At 40.7% G+C, this 967-nt stretch carries 2 protein-coding genes; both read right to left on the reverse strand.

The genetic code is table 11. The features are described 5' to 3' along the window. Positions 1 to 46: 46 nt before the first annotated feature. Positions 47 to 400, reverse strand: coding sequence for a hypothetical protein (locus HGH47_RS12165; protein WP_432912718.1), 354 nt, complete (start codon positions 398 to 400; stop codon positions 47 to 49). 13 nt (positions 401 to 413) lie between these two features. Then, the coding region (locus HGH47_RS12170) for an RNA-directed DNA polymerase (RefSeq protein WP_432912721.1) at positions 414 to 967 on the reverse strand (554 nt) is incomplete at its 5' end.

A 967-nucleotide genomic window follows, 5' to 3' on the forward strand; every position in this document is an offset into this window, starting at 1 on the left:
GTAACACCGGGTTCTTGCCCGTTTTTATTGCGTTTAAAGTGCGCTTTTATGCACTTTCAAGCTCGCTGATTTCTTTCCGCCACGCCTTGCGCTGTGCAATTTTTTCAGCATAGTCGGCAGCCGTCGCAGAGCCTTCGGCAATTTTAGCGGCAATATAATCGGTTTCTGCTAATTGCGCTTTAAGAAATTCGATACGGTCGGCATTTGCTGCAGCTTTCAATTCGGCTTTCGTTTTACCGACAACGATTTTTCCATCGATAATTCGTGCAAAACAGCCAGCCTTTTCAAATTCCTCATCGCTGATTTCCATATCAGCTTTAGTAATCCCGTCCATCTCCAGCATTGCTTGCTTACTGGTATGATGAATAACTTCATTCCCTTTTTTTGCCAAATACACCATATTTAACCTCCCGTTAAAATGTATCCTGTAATATAATCGAGTTATACAATTTATCCATATCGCAAACCCGATAATATGCATTAAAGCGTTTTTTATAGTTTCCACGCCACGATTGATAAGCGGTGCGTACATCAAGATAGCTCATGTTGCCTGCATCCAGTAGGCGTTTGAACTTTTTTAATTTGCGCCGCATTCTCGTTGTCGAACTTTTTCCAGCAAGCTTTATAATTTTGCCGGTCGAAGAAAGAATATAGCGACCTTTCAAGAATATAACGCCTTGTGAAAGTTTAACGATCCGTGTTTTTTTCTCATTAAGCGTAATCTTCAGTGTGTCGCACATCTGTTTTATTTCATACAAACACCGCTGCAAAAAGACTTTATCGGCATGGATTAAGTACATATCGTCCATGTAGCGGCCGTAGTATTTTACCTTAAGCTTTTCTTTGATAAAATGGTCAAGGCGCGACGGGTAATAAACGGCGCAAATCTGTGATACTTCACTGCCAAGACCAAGTGATTTTCCTTCCCCGAATGCTGATATAAATTGCTTTATAAGCGTAATAATCC

The sequence above is a fragment of the Treponema sp. OMZ 805 genome (genome assembly GCF_050937395.1).
GTDB lineage: Bacteria > Spirochaetota > Spirochaetia > Treponematales > Treponemataceae > Treponema.

Bases quoted from the DNA above. Each gene is read 5' to 3' on its own strand.
- HGH47_RS12165 (WP_432912718.1), bottom strand. From the start codon at position 400: ATGGTGTATTTGGCAAAAAAAGGGAATGAAGTTATTCATCATACCAGT.